Origin of the sequence: Saccharibacillus sacchari DSM 19268 (genome assembly GCF_000585395.1) — a bacterium.
Lineage (GTDB): Bacteria > Bacillota > Bacilli > Paenibacillales > Paenibacillaceae > Saccharibacillus > Saccharibacillus sacchari.
The window spans coordinates 4,418,306-4,430,585 of sequence record NZ_KK073875.1 but is presented as its reverse complement, the minus strand read 5'-3'; the positions used below and the strand labels follow the sequence as shown (position 1 = coordinate 4,430,585).

Here is a 12,280-nt window from a genome sequence, read left to right as displayed (position 1 = left end):
TAACTGCGCTCTATCTGAATACTCAAGATCAATAATATCAAAAAACACGTATTCACAAGGTTTTCCTAATCTTGTGAATACGTGTTTTTTGAATCTATTATCTTGACCGCATGAATCTGAGGTTTGAAGACACGCATATCAGAAAAGTTTTTTGAATCCAGTAGATTATGAAACAATGACTTGGGAGAAAATGAATACTCAAATCGATGAAAGGTTTAGTGAATTTTTCCGCAATGACTACCATGATATCATTAAAATTCTTAGCAAAGCTTTGGCCACTAATTAAAACGAAAAAGCCATTTCGCAACGAAATGGCTTCTTTACATGTATCATTTAAAAGTTAAGTACAATTACCATTCTCCCGCAGTCAACAACTCCGTCTTGTCCCCGTCCAGAAACGCGTAAAATTCCGCATACTGCTCGATGAAGTCGTAACTACCCTCGAATAACGTCTGCATCAGCATCCAACTCCCGTCATCAAGCTCTACCAAGTCTTCCTCAGGAAGATCGACAGGCTCGCCGTTTAGCGGCAAGGCCAAAGCGACAAAGACATAAACCTCATCCAATCCGAACGTATCCGCCAGATCCCCTACAAATTCGCCGGTAAAATCAAACAGAATATCGGGATCTTTTTTGCTCTCCGCATAAAGATTGCCGCTGGCTTCATAGTTGTCGAGGAGAATGTTTACGCTGTAGCGTCCGTCATCGTCTTGCACAACGGCATAATCGACCTCGTACCCGGAGTCCGGCGTGTACAGGGTGTCGTAGTGGCGATACAGATAATCCGTAACGGCATCTTCCGACGGGTTAAGGGCGCTTTGGGTGCTGGCGTTTCCGCTCGAACTTCCTCCGGCGACGGGAGCTTGGTTTCCGGGAGTGGCGCCGGCCCCGCTGCTTGCAATCGAAATGCGGCTTCCGGAGACATTCACTTCCGCGCCGGTCGCTTCGCTTACAAAGCGCAGCGGCACGAAAATATTTCCGTTGACGGACACCGGCGCGCGCTGCATCCGTACGGCGGTTCCGTTTACATAAGCGGTTCGGCTGCCTAGCGTAAGAATCATCTGCGTACCGTTTTTTGTCGCGGTGATTTGTTGCTTCTGTTGGTTCCAACTAAACGAAATGCCCAAGCAGCGGAAAATGGGAGCGAATTGCACCATCGTGACATTTTCTTGAACGATGGGGTTCGTATTGAACGATATGGCTTTACCGTCCACGGATACCTGCATCGCGGCGGCGCTCGCTTGCGAAGCGAACAAGCCGAAAGCCAGGGAAGCGGTCAGTAAGATTCTTTTTTTCAATAAATTCAATCCCCTCTATCTGTAAATGCAAAGATAATAACCCAATCATAATCGATCCGGGTATTTCTGCATAGGTTAAGGTCTCTGATTTGGTTTCCGTGATTTCGTTTGAGATAATGAAGAGAGGAGTCGCTGGATGATTCTTCAGAGCCGAAAGGGAGAGAACCGACAATGAGAGGCATTTACATTCGAATTTTATACGACAACGGCATCGAAAAAGAATATGCTTTCGACTCAAGTGAGGAACTGACTCCGGCTGAATTGGAGATTGCGGTCCGGGAATTGAAGGAAGCTTACGTCGTGCCGGCCTTCCGCGGCGAACGGCCCGAAGGCGACGGCTGCATGACGTTTGAAAGCGAAGGGCGGGACATCAGCGTCAACTTGGCCAAAGTATCGGAAGTTGCATTCAGCATTCGTTGACATCACTTAATCTCAAGGAGGAATATCGCATGAACGTATTGGTAATCGGAGCAAACGGGCAAATCGGAAGTCGGTTGATTCGGTTGTTGGCGCATGAAGGCAAGCATCAGGTGAAGGCGATGGTGCGCAAGCAGGAACAAGGGGACCAGCTTCGTGCGGAAGGCATCGAGCCCGTGTTTGCGAACCTTGAAGACCGTGTTGACGTGCTGGTCGAAGCAATTAAAGGCAGCGATGCGATCGTGTTCGCGGCAGGATCGGGCGGATCGACGGGATTGGACAAAACGCTGCTGATTGACCTCGACGGCGCGGTAAAAACGATGGAAGCGGCCGAAAAAGCAGGCGTCAAACGCTATGTGATCGTCAGTGCCATGCAGGCGCATAATCGCGACAACTGGTCGGAAGCGATCAAACCTTATTATGCGGCGAAGCATTATGCGGACCGGATGCTGGAAACGACGGGTTTGGATTATACGATCGTGCGTCCGGGCGGTCTCAAAAACGATCCGGGCACGGGACGAATCTCGGCTGCGGAAAATTTGGAGCCCGGTTCGATTCCGCGCGACGACGTCGCTGCGGTCATCGCGGAGGTGCTGGAAGATCGCAATACGTACAGACGCGCATTCGATCTGATCTCCGGCGATACGCCGATCAGCGAAGCATTCGGCAGCTGAGCGGCCTCCTGTACGTTTCAGCAACGAAACTTTCCGGTTAACGATATCGTATATGCGGCATGGAGTCGATATGGATAGGGAAAGGGCGGCTGTTAAATGAAAACGATCGGTAAAGGCACTCATACGGAAGCACAGAAAAACGAAATGAAACGTCAGATCCGGCACGCCGCGGACGATGCCTTCGATAAAGAAATGGCCGAGATTAACGAACAGTTGAACAAAGAAATTTTAATCGCTTTGGTCGGGGATGTTAATGCGGGTAAATCGTCGACGATCAATCGGATCGTGGGCGAAGAGGTTGCCGGCGTAGGCGCAGAACCCGGCGAGACGACAGCGATCCATCCGCATGCGTACAAAGATAAAATCTTTTTCATCGATACGCCCGGTTTGAACGACGTGAATAAAGAAAACTCGGCAACGACGCTGGATTATTTCAGGAAAACGGATGTCGTGCTGTTTTTCCTTAATGCGGCAGGCACGGTCTTCTCGGAAAGCGAGCAGCGTTCGTTCCGGATCGTGGAAAAGGCCAATCCGAATATCCTGATCGTGCTGAACAAAATCGATGCCGCGGACGAAGTGGATCGGCTGGTTAGCAGAGTGCGACGCGAAACCGGGCAAAAATACGACGTCATTCCGATTTCGTCGCGGACCGGGGAAAATGTCGATACGTTGCGCGACGCGATTCTTGAACTTTTAAAAAAAAACAATAAAGACATCCTGTTCGCGCGCACGATCAAAGAAAAGTCTTCGATCGCCAACAAATGGATCATCGCGGCATCGACTTCTGCAGGCGCGATCGGAGCCGTTCCGCTGCCGGGAGCCGATATCGTGCCGCTGACCGCGCTGCAGATCGGGCTGCTCACCAAGCTGGCCACGTTGTACGAACGACCGATCAGCCGAGAGGCCGCAAAAGAGATCGTCATTACGGCCATCGTCGGCAATCTGGGACGAACGATTTTCTCGCAGATCGTCAAGTTTTTCCCCGGAGCCGGCAGCGTAGCCGCAGCAGGCGTCGCAGGAACGGTAACGCTCGCGTTGGGGTACTCCGTGAAATATGCGTACGAGCGCGGAATCGACGTTACGCCCGAATCGGTCTCCAAGCTGTACAAGACGTTCCGCGATCGAAAAGACAAAGGCAAAAAATTACCGGGCGAACCGGAATAAGAACCTTGGAGTCAAAGTTCCGCACCGGCAGCTTGACCAACCTTCTTTTGAATGGGTCGAGCTGCCGATGCGGCTTTTTTCTTTTTAAAAATTGGTTGTCTCGGCGTCCTGAGCGGATTCTGCTATAATAAAAACACGATTTCCGATGAACGGAAAAGTATAGGTTACGATAGCGAATCAACGTTAAGGAGGAGTTTGGATGTTGACCGAACGGCTGGAATTAAAACCATTCGCCCCGGAGGAGGCTGAAGAATTGTTAGCGCTCCGGTTGGAAAATCAGCCATTTTTGGAGCCGCTGGAGCCGATTCGTTCGGACGGGTATTTAACACTTGCGGGGCAGCGGACGGAAATCATGCAAAGCGAGCAGGGGCGCATACGGGATCAGGCGTACGTCTATGCGATTCGTCTGCGCGAAAACGGAAAACTGCTTGGACGTGCCGCATTGACGGGCATCGCGCGCGGGCCTTTTCAAAATGCGAATCTGGGTTACTTTCTGGATGAGGCGCATAACGGAAAAGGGTATATGACCGAGGCCGTATGCGGAGTGCTGGAGCTGGCTTTCGCCAAGCATAATCTGCATCGGGTGCAAGCAGGCGTAATGCCGCGCAACGCGCCGTCGCTTCGGGTTCTGGAAAAGGCGGGTTTTCGAAGAGAAGGATTAGCCGAACGGTATTTGAAGATCAACGGCGTCTGGGAAGATCATGTTTTGTTCGGGATTACGCTGGAAGATTGGGAAGCGAAGACCGCTAACTTGCAAAGCAGAATTTCGGTGTAGTAACCGTTCAACTCTTAACCAGAGGATTACGTTTGGCTGAAAACCGCATGCTTTAGGTGGGTTTCAGACGGGCGTAACCTTACTTTTAGCGTTGATAAGGTAACAGGCTTTTTTAAAACTTTCAAGAGATCCGCGTAATTAGCGGGTCTCTTTTGTTCATTGCTATGAATTTACAATAATATCATTTAAATTCCCTTTTTGCCCACACCCGGAATGATGAGGATTTTGTCATCAAAATAGCTGCGGTCGAAGTTGAAACGCAGCTATGGCACCCGGTACAATGAAAGAGACGCGACAGGGGGATGAAAAGGAATTGATTCGCACATATAGACCGGAAGATTTAGAGAAAGTCATTGCGCTGCACGCCGAGTTGTATCGTCGCGAGCGCGGGTATGACGATTCCTTCGTGCGTTTCGTGGAGGAAGGCATTCGAGATTTCGGCAATCGGAATGCGAAGGCGCGCGAGCAACTATGGGTCGTCGATCAAGTAGGCCGGCATAGCGGGTCTGTGGGCATTACCCGGCTGGACGAAGAAACGGCGCAACTGCGCTGGTTTCTGCTTGACCCATCCGTGCGCGGACATGGATTCGGACGCGGACTGATGGCGCAGGCGATTGCTTTTTGCCAGGAATGCGGATATGCAAGCATCGTATTGTGGACAAATGCGGAGCTGGAAGCGGCTCGTGCCTTGTATGCGAACTTTGGTTTTCGATTGGCGGAGAGTCGTTCGGCGTTTTTATCGGGACGTATGCTGCAAGAGGAAATGTGGCAAAAGCAACTGCTCTCTCATTGAGGTCATCGCGCAACGAAAATTAGAAAGCTTGAAAGGAGAAGGAGCCAATGGTGCGAAAAGACGAGCGCTTGAAGCAGGGTGCTGGGACGCAAAGCGATGAAACGGTTGAATGGCGACCAGCGTCGCTGCTGGAGGCTCCTGAACACTCGGGTTCGGTTCGCGACGAGATGTTGGGTTATATGCATGAATTAATCGAGATTGCTCGCGAGTATACGGAGCGGGAAGACGATTATTATGCCGGAGCCCTGCTTCAACGAATCGCGAATTCACTATCGGCGGCCGTCTTGCTGCGTGAGGGAGGGCTGGTCGTCGAAGCACCTGTGCAAATTCGGGTAGCTTTCGAGCATTCTGCGCGATTGTTCCAATATCGCGCAGCTCCCGAAACGATTGATCATGATGCTGCCCAGGAAGTGATGGGGAGCAACCTGGGCGTCATGAAGTATGCGTACGAGCATATTTCGTTCGAGTTGACCGACGTCTACGGTTTTTTGAATATTTTCACGCATCCGGATCGGGCTTCGCTGGAGTGGACAAGCCGCGTCAGTTCGGATTCGGTGGATATGGCGGATATGCTGGCCTTATACGGGGTCGGCGGAATCTTTCTGATCCTGTCTCATGCCTATCCGGGAGATATTCGGCTCGGGGAAGAGCGGATCAAGGACCGTTCGGAACGGATTGCTTCGCAAATTTTAGACGTGCTGCAAGAGTTCGAATCGCTTAAAAGCACAGGAGATCCGCATCGAATGTTACAATTGTTCTTAAGCGAGAACGGCCGCGTGTTCGGCAAGGACAAATATAATGAACATTTAAAAAAGTTCATGTTGTTTGCTTCGGATAATCCGGAAAACACCATGGAGCTTTATCTGAAGCGAGAGATGGAACTGGAAAAACGGCGCATGCAAAGAGCTTCTGCCAAACAAAAAGAAAAAAAATCCCGTACCAAACACAAAAAGAAATAAAGGGATATTATGGAATGGGCTTCACCTGCCGATAACTATAAAGGCGGCTGCTCCAATGTTGAGAGATTGTGTCCAGAACCGCTGCCCCAGCAAGCAAGTTTCAAATTTGGGTGTTTGGTTAAATAATAAGTGTGGACACGACACAAGACTGGAGTAAGGTGAGGAACAACCATGCAAAGTAATCAACACATGCAACAATTTTCGGACGTGTTGGAGGAAGTGAATTTTATTCTCTACGGTTCGAAAAAGGGTAAGCCGGACGAAGAACTTGAAACGGAACGGGAGCAGCAAGCGAAAGTTTCCGTACGTTAATCAATGCTATCTATTCTAGACATTCCATAGATTCGCACAACAAACAGAACTGCCTGCCGATCGTCGAGAGACATTCGGTAGGCGGTTCTGTTTGTTAGTCGTCAAGAGACTCGAATATGATCCGTTGCCGTGCCGGTTTCTAATGACAAATCCATCCCGACGACGCCGATCCGTTCGCCGTTTTCGCCGACGATCGCTGCGGACATGGTGAGGCAGGGGCGTTTAGTAATCGCGGAGATATACACGGGCGAGACATAGATTTCACCTTCCATCGCCTGCTGCCACCATTCACGATTCTTGGCATTGAGCAGACCAGCTTGCGGTTTGGAAAAAATGAACGAGCCGTCTGTACGGTTTGACCAGATCGCTTCGATCGACGAAGATCGTTCCATGTAGCCGGAAAGCAGCAAATTATGCTCGCGTTCGTCTGTCGGAAGCGAAGAAGCTTGCTTAGCGGCAGTTTGCAGCACGAGGCGAGTGGCTTCGATATCGCTGTTGGCAAGACCGTCTTCTTGATCGAACTGGAAGCTGCTCACCATGTCGGAGAGCTCGGTAGAAGCGCTTCGCATCTCGTGGCCGATTCGTGCAAGCTTGCTGATCTGATCCCGCTGCCGGGCGATATGCGAAAAAAGTTGCTCCATGGACTGTGTCGTATGGTTAGTCAATTCGGCGGCGGCCGTTAATGCCATTACGCCTCGCGTCATTCGTTCCTGCTGGACGCCGCTCAACGTATCCGTGTCTTTTGCGGAGCCCAGTACGCCGTTAACGCTACGATGAAGCTGTTGCATCTCTTGCCGCATGCGATGCATCTCGTTCAAGCCTTGTTCCACAGCCAGTCGGCTTGCCGCCATGGCTTCCGTCACATGGCTGACGCCGGATACGACCGATCCGAGCGTAGCGGCCGACCGTCCGAGCGCATCGCCGCTTTGTGCGGCAAGCTTGCGGATCTCTTGGGCGACAACAGCAAATCCTCGGCCGTCTTCTCCGGCACGAGCTGCTTCAATGGAAGCGTTGAGTGCCAATAGCGAAGTTTGTTCCACAACATCCCGAATAAAGCGGTTGACGGCTTCGATATCCGTCATATGTTGAGTCAATTCATGAATGCGTTCGCCGATTGCTGTGTTTTGACTCGAAATATTCGTCATGACGCGGTCCGCGGAGTTAAGGGCATCTGACAGTTCGCCTGCCGCGGAGCCGGCTTCAAGACTTTCGCGCGCCATCGTTGCTGCGCTTTCCACCATTTGAAGCGAGATGAGCGAAGCTTCTTCAAGCAGGGCAGAGGCTTCTTGCGTGCGCGCCGCGGCTTCTGTACTGCTTGTATCCAATTCATGCTCGGCTCGTTCGGAATGTTCGGTGACGGAAGTCAACGTGCGAACGGAGGCATGAACTTCCTCTACGACGGCCAGCAATCGATCGGAGACGACTTGAGACTCGAATACGAAGCTTTTAAGCTTGTCTGAATCGTTTTCGGTTCGGGTTGTTTGAAGCTTGGATGAAAGAGTGTATCTACGTTGACGCGTGAAGAACATAAGGGCTGCTGCGGACAAAACGGCGAGCGCCAAGCATAGATTCTGAAGCAGGTTGCGAGAAGAATCAATCCAAAGTACGGTAGCTGCCGCTATGCCAAGCAAAAAAAGCAAAAGATTCGGAATGCGGTTCGGTTTCATCGATAACACGCCCTTTTCGCGAATAGATATGTAATGTTTTTTAACATTATACGAAAAGGCAGGCAAGTTAACAACCGGTTTTTTGGCTCGCACTCCGAAAAAAAGAGATTATTGGTGTGTTTAGTTCAGACGACTTATAATGACTCACTCATTTGAGGTATCAGTGTTAGAGAAGCTTCCGCATATTCTTGCCCGTTAACAAGCAGGACAATTCGATGCAATCCCGGATAATGTCGGCGAGTCGTAAGATCGGCAAAACGATGCTTGCGCGTTCCGGACAAGGTAGCTGCGCCATCCAGCGTACGGTCTGCAAGCATGAACAGCTTCCGTGACGCTCGTCCCGAAGCTTTAACAAAGTCGATTGCATATTCCAGACGAATGCGCAAAGGCTCGCCGGGGCGTGCTTGCAGTTCAAAATGCAGTTGGATTTCGCCGCCGATCGCAAGCGTTTGAGGCTGGATTTGCAGCGAGGCTGTTGTAATCAAAGATTCGTCTGTGGAAGAGTCCCAGGAAGAGTATCCGAACAAGGACAGAATCTCAGGGTCGGCCTGCTTGAGCAAACTCCGGCAGCCGCGACGAACAATCCAATCGGTTAGCGGATCGGATCCGTACCAATTCCGGGCAGTCTGTTTGACGAGGTCCGGGTTATCTTTGGCGATGTCGTTCAAGTTGTTGGCTACGCTTTTTCGGACATAGAGCGAAGAGTCGGCTTTGAGCTTTTCCAAAATCTCCAGTACGGGCGCCGGATCAAGTTTGAACATCGGCAGAGCTTGTCCCCAAGGCAAACGAGGACGGCAGCCTTCGCTGGCGAGTCTTCGTACGTGTTCATTGAGGCTTTTTGCCCAATGCAGCATGCGAACCATCGTATGCTTGGGATCGCGCAGCAGAAAGGTCCGTATGGCAAACTCGGATGAAGATTTCGACGTGAATCGTTCCAGCGCGTCGAGAGCGGCTTCGAAATCGTGCTCAGCCTGTCCATGGACTTCGACAAAGTCGGGAAAGAACAGATAAGGGAATCCGACGCACTGCTCGTCAATCCGGTACAGAATGTCGAGCGCCGCGGTAAAAGGCGTAGGCAAATAACGACCGAGGACAATCGAAATGCGGCGCATCCGTGCCTTTAACTCGAGTTCTTCCCAGTCTCCTTGAAGCACATCGCTAAGAAAAGCAGTATCTTCGAAGGGAGGATAAGCCGATTGGACCTTGCTGGCAAAGTCCTGCAAAAAAGAGCGGTTATACATGAGCTTTAATGGTTCCGGCATGAGAGTGCCTCCTGAGGGCCGCACGGATCGCGGGAGTATTTGGTCTTGTTCATCTAATTTAACAGAAGAACCCGGACATCAGAATGTCCGGGTTTGCTCATGTTCGAGAAAGTTACTTGGGCAAAGAAAGTATCGATTCCGTATGAATATGCGCCGTAAATGGATCTTGATCGAAAAATTCCAACAATTTCGCTACGTTCTCATGTACGGAATCTTGGTCGGTACGAAGCGTCAACTCTGGAGATACAGGGGCTTCGTACACATCGGATACTCCTGTAAAGGAGGTGATTTTGCCTTGGCGTGCCAACGCGTACATGCCTTTGACATCCCGGCGCTCACATTCTTCGAGCGGACACTCGATATAGACTTCGACAAATCGCGAAAGCTCGGAGCGGGCATAGTTGCGCATTTCGGCATAAGGGCTGATCAACGAGACGATCGTGGTCACGCCGTGTTTGTTCAGCAGCCCTGAGAGATAGACGGCTCGGCGCACATTTTCCATGCGGTCTTCCTGACTGAAGCCCAGTCCGCCGCCGATCCGGCGACGAAGCTCGTCCCCGTCGAGGATTTCGACCGCTGCTCCGCGCTCTGCCAGTGCGTCGGCAAAAGCAATCGCTGTCGTCGTTTTGCCGGAACACGGCAGCCCGGTCAGCCAGAACGTGCGGCCTGCTTTTGTCGCATCAAAATCAGTCATGGTCGACCTCCCGAATAAGCCGTGACGAATTGTTCCCGCAACCCGCGCCGTTCAAGCAGACCGTCTCCGTAATGGCTCTCCATATTCAACTCCGGCATATGCACGTAACCGATATAGCAGCCGCAGCTTTTCATTCCGCAAGCTCTCTGCTGCGACAAGCCTTCGAGACCTTCCCGATACAAATGGCCGATCACGCGCCGATCACTGTAGCAGCGTTTGACGATCCCGGGCCCCTGAACGAAAAACACGGTTTCTCCGGTTCGGCACGATTGTCCGAGACTTGCGTAATCGGGCAGGTTCAACTCGAATAACGGATCGATTGCGCGCAGGCGCTGAATCTCATGTTCTTCATAGTAATTTTTGCGATCTTTGAACGCGTTGATCCACAGATAGACATCTTCCGGCAGTGCGCGCCGCAGCGAATCGATGCGCTCGAATGCGCTGCGGACGCCCACGCTTCCGACGCTGAACTTGATGCCGCGCCGATGCAGGTCAAGGCAGCGCGCGAGAAATCGTTCTTCGCTGACTTCGCCCGGATGATAGGTAGCCCAGAACGCTGCGGTATCCCGATTCAACCGATCCGTCCAATCCAGCTTGGCGGAAAGATTGGTTTGAATCGCGACCCGATCGATATGCGGCATATGGGAAAGGGCAATGATCGCGTCCCGATACCAAGCATGAACGAGTCCTTCGCCGTAGGGGTTGAAAAAGATAGAGAGTCGATGCCCCGACTTTTCCTGCATAGCGGCCCATTCGACGAACTTTTCCACCTGACGCCGATCTTTGGCCAAGGTCTCGGTACTGTCTGTGGTTTTGCTGAACGGACAATACGGACAAGAGTAGTTGCAGGACGACAAAGAGCCGCGGAAATAAAGAGTCGCCTTCATGGCAGCACAAACTCATGCATCTGATTGCGAACCGGTTCGGAAATCAACCAGTCGCCGATGGCATCCGAATAACCGAGACCTTCGCGTCCCATCCGCAGAATGCCTTCTTCAATCGCAGCCAATCCGGATTCCGTCAGCAAATGCAATTGCGGCAGGTCGCTGAACGCATCACTGCCGAAACGACGCGCATACTCTTCGAGCGGAAGCCCCTCGCTGTGCAGGATGCCTTTGAGCACGAAGCGCCGCTTACGCTCTTCGATATTCAACTCGAAGCCGTAATCCGCATGATCATAACGCTCCGCGGCCACGTAATCGGCAATGATGCTCTCGGTCGCTTTACGACTCACTCCGTATCGAGAAGCATAGTGTACGTGCTGCGTATATGAACGGGCGCCGCAGCCAAGCCCCATCATGCCTTCTTCCTGACAGCCATAAGCAAGTGGTCGCTTGGACGGATCATGGCCGACCGTATTTTTGCGGGCAAAACGCCGCATCGAAAATTGTTCGTAACCGCGCTCTTCCAGTCGTTTGCAGGCAGCCAAGTACATGTCCATGCGCAGGTCTTCGGGTCCTCCGCCTTGTACGTCGCCGGGCTTGAGGATCGTATGCTCCCGCGTATAGAGCGGGTAGAGGAAAATTTCGCCAGGCTCGTAGCTCAATGCTTGTTCCAGCGAGTAGAGCCAAGTCTCCAACGTCTGCCCCGGCAGGCCATAGATCAGATCCAGATTGAGCAAAGGAAATTCAAAGCGCTGCAACAGATCCAAAGCTCTGCGAACTTCGTCCGGCTTTTGGGGACGATAGATCGCGGCCGCTTCGGCTTCGATAAAACTTTGAATGCCCATGCTCACGCGATCGGTTCCCCGTTCCTTTAGGATGCGCAGCCGCTGCGGATCAACCGTTTCCGGCGAAGTTTCTACGGAGATCGAAGCCGCGGAGGGGTCCAGCCCCATGATATCTTCCGCGATGTCGAACAGTCGGCTCAGTTGATCGGCCCGCAGCAGCGTCGGCGTGCCGCCCCCGATCGCGAACCGCGCAAAAGGACGCGAAACAAGACCTGCCCATTGCTTGGCTTGGCGTTCGAGCGCGTCGACGTATCGCTTATGCACGTCCTCGCGTTTATCCGGCAGGGTAAACAGATTACAGAATCCGCAGCGCGCCCCGCAGAAGGGGATATGCATATAGAGGAAAAAGCTTTCCGCGGGTTCGTCCTGCCACAGTTCGGACAACGGCTTCGGTTTTTCGAACGGGCGGTACGCGGTCTTGTGCGGGTAAGAATAGAGATACGAACGGTAAGGAGCGGCGTCCAGTTCCCGTTTCCAGGCCCGGACCTGCTCGATATCGTAGACGGCCGTTTCGGTCATGGTAATCGCTCCTTTTC

The 12,280-nt window shown here is 52.0% G+C and carries 13 protein-coding genes; 7 read left to right on the top strand and 6 right to left on the bottom strand.

Features of this window, described 5'->3' with window-relative positions:
* Positions 1–350: 350 nt before the first annotated feature.
* On the bottom strand, positions 351–1,298 hold the full coding sequence (locus SACSAC_RS27290) for a copper amine oxidase N-terminal domain-containing protein (RefSeq protein WP_051507263.1): 948 nt from the start codon (positions 1,296–1,298) through the stop codon (positions 351–353).
* Between the two features lie 171 nt (positions 1,299–1,469).
* On the opposite strand from SACSAC_RS27290, the gene SACSAC_RS19205 reads away from it, so the two are divergent.
* From SACSAC_RS19205 to SACSAC_RS28075, 7 genes are all read left to right on the top strand, one after another.
* On the top strand, positions 1,470–1,718 hold the full coding sequence (locus SACSAC_RS19205; protein WP_037289356.1) for a hypothetical protein: 249 nt from the start codon (positions 1,470–1,472) through the stop codon (positions 1,716–1,718).
* A gap of 29 nt (positions 1,719–1,747) precedes the next feature.
* A complete protein-coding gene (locus SACSAC_RS19200) occupies positions 1,748–2,389 on the top strand; it encodes an SDR family oxidoreductase (protein ID WP_037289354.1) in 642 nt (213 codons plus the stop codon).
* Between the two features lie 96 nt (positions 2,390–2,485).
* Positions 2,486–3,553, top strand: coding sequence for a GTPase (locus SACSAC_RS19195; protein ID WP_156951043.1), 1,068 nt, complete (start codon positions 2,486–2,488; stop codon positions 3,551–3,553).
* A gap of 199 nt (positions 3,554–3,752) precedes the next feature.
* Positions 3,753–4,328, top strand: a complete 576-nt coding sequence (locus tag SACSAC_RS19190; RefSeq protein ID WP_037289352.1) for a GNAT family N-acetyltransferase — start codon at positions 3,753–3,755, stop codon at positions 4,326–4,328.
* A gap of 313 nt (positions 4,329–4,641) precedes the next feature.
* Positions 4,642–5,121, top strand: a complete 480-nt coding sequence (locus SACSAC_RS19185) for a GNAT family N-acetyltransferase (protein ID WP_169833790.1) — start codon at positions 4,642–4,644, stop codon at positions 5,119–5,121.
* Positions 5,122–5,168: 47 nt separating this feature from the next.
* Positions 5,169–6,080: a hypothetical protein gene (locus SACSAC_RS19180; protein ID WP_037289349.1), complete on the top strand. Its 912-nt coding sequence runs from the start codon at positions 5,169–5,171 to the stop codon at positions 6,078–6,080.
* A gap of 171 nt (positions 6,081–6,251) precedes the next feature.
* Positions 6,252–6,392, top strand: coding sequence for a hypothetical protein (locus SACSAC_RS28075; RefSeq protein WP_156951042.1), 141 nt, complete (start codon positions 6,252–6,254; stop codon positions 6,390–6,392).
* A gap of 101 nt (positions 6,393–6,493) precedes the next feature.
* Here SACSAC_RS28075 and SACSAC_RS19175 read toward each other — a convergent pair whose 3' ends face one another.
* The 5 genes from SACSAC_RS19175 to SACSAC_RS19155 all read right to left on the bottom strand — a co-directional run bounded on the left by SACSAC_RS19175 (position 6,494) and on the right by SACSAC_RS19155 (position 12,263).
* Positions 6,494–8,059 carry a methyl-accepting chemotaxis protein gene (locus SACSAC_RS19175; protein ID WP_037289347.1) on the bottom strand — a complete coding sequence of 522 codons (1,566 nt, stop codon included), beginning with the start codon at positions 8,057–8,059 and terminating at the stop codon, positions 6,494–6,496.
* A 134-nt stretch (positions 8,060–8,193) separates the two neighbouring features.
* Positions 8,194–9,321, bottom strand: coding sequence for a DNA alkylation repair protein (locus SACSAC_RS19170; protein WP_037289345.1), 1,128 nt, complete (start codon positions 9,319–9,321; stop codon positions 8,194–8,196).
* A 112-nt stretch (positions 9,322–9,433) separates the two neighbouring features.
* Positions 9,434–10,015: an adenylyl-sulfate kinase gene (gene cysC / locus SACSAC_RS19165; protein WP_051507262.1), complete on the bottom strand. Its 582-nt coding sequence runs from the start codon at positions 10,013–10,015 to the stop codon at positions 9,434–9,436.
* Positions 10,012–10,902 (bottom strand): STM4011 family radical SAM protein, encoded by an 891-nt coding sequence (locus tag SACSAC_RS19160; RefSeq protein ID WP_051507261.1) that lies wholly within the window; start codon positions 10,900–10,902, stop codon positions 10,012–10,014. Before SACSAC_RS19160 ends, cysC begins: the two co-directional genes overlap by 4 nt.
* Positions 10,899–12,263, bottom strand: coding sequence for an STM4012 family radical SAM protein (locus SACSAC_RS19155; protein ID WP_037289343.1), 1,365 nt, complete (start codon positions 12,261–12,263; stop codon positions 10,899–10,901). Before SACSAC_RS19155 ends, SACSAC_RS19160 begins: the two co-directional genes overlap by 4 nt.
* Positions 12,264–12,280 lie beyond the last annotated feature (17 nt).

What these genes read in the sequence shown, in the direction of transcription:
- SACSAC_RS19180 (WP_037289349.1), top strand. Translation starts at nt 5,169, where the DNA reads ATGGTGCGAAAAGACGAGCGCTTGAAGCAGGGTGCTGGGACGCAAAGC.
- SACSAC_RS19175 (WP_037289347.1), bottom strand. Translation starts at nt 8,059, where the DNA reads ATGAAACCGAACCGCATTCCGAATCTTTTGCTTTTTTTGCTTGGCATA.
- SACSAC_RS19205 (WP_037289356.1), top strand. Translation starts at nt 1,470, where the DNA reads ATGAGAGGCATTTACATTCGAATTTTATACGACAACGGCATCGAAAAA.
- SACSAC_RS19195 (WP_156951043.1), top strand. Translation starts at nt 2,486, where the DNA reads ATGAAAACGATCGGTAAAGGCACTCATACGGAAGCACAGAAAAACGAA.
- SACSAC_RS19160 (WP_051507261.1), bottom strand. Translation starts at nt 10,902, where the DNA reads ATGAAGGCGACTCTTTATTTCCGCGGCTCTTTGTCGTCCTGCAACTAC.
- SACSAC_RS19155 (WP_037289343.1), bottom strand. Translation starts at nt 12,263, where the DNA reads ATGACCGAAACGGCCGTCTACGATATCGAGCAGGTCCGGGCCTGGAAA.
- SACSAC_RS19170 (WP_037289345.1), bottom strand. Translation starts at nt 9,321, where the DNA reads ATGCCGGAACCATTAAAGCTCATGTATAACCGCTCTTTTTTGCAGGAC.
- SACSAC_RS19190 (WP_037289352.1), top strand. Translation starts at nt 3,753, where the DNA reads ATGTTGACCGAACGGCTGGAATTAAAACCATTCGCCCCGGAGGAGGCT.
- cysC (WP_051507262.1), bottom strand. Translation starts at nt 10,015, where the DNA reads ATGACTGATTTTGATGCGACAAAAGCAGGCCGCACGTTCTGGCTGACC.
- SACSAC_RS28075 (WP_156951042.1), top strand. Translation starts at nt 6,252, where the DNA reads ATGCAAAGTAATCAACACATGCAACAATTTTCGGACGTGTTGGAGGAA.
- SACSAC_RS19200 (WP_037289354.1), top strand. Translation starts at nt 1,748, where the DNA reads ATGAACGTATTGGTAATCGGAGCAAACGGGCAAATCGGAAGTCGGTTG.